Annotated in this window: 1 protein-coding gene; it reads right to left on the bottom strand. The window is 63.4% G+C overall.

Annotation, left to right across the window (positions count from 1 at the left end):
- The coding region (locus tag DI005_RS00480) for a cbb3-type cytochrome c oxidase subunit I (RefSeq protein ID WP_199542413.1) at positions 1-202 on the bottom strand (202 nt) is incomplete at both ends.

Here is a 202-nt window from a genome sequence, read left to right as displayed (position 1 = left end):
CGAACGACAGCGCCGTGATGCCCATCGTCGCGAACACCATCAGCCGGTAGCCGAACAGCGGTTTGCGGCTGAACACCGGGATGATCTCGGTGATGATCCCGAAGAACGGCAACGCGACGATGTAGACCTCGGGATGGCCGAAGAACCAGAACAGGTGCTGCCAGAGGATCGCGCCGCCGTTGGCGGGGTCGAACACGTGCGC

This window comes from Prauserella sp. PE36 (assembly GCF_003311655.1).
GTDB classification, from domain to species: Bacteria; Actinomycetota; Actinomycetes; order Mycobacteriales; family Pseudonocardiaceae; genus Prauserella_A; species Prauserella_A endophytica.
This window is presented reverse-complemented; position numbering and strand designations above follow the sequence as displayed.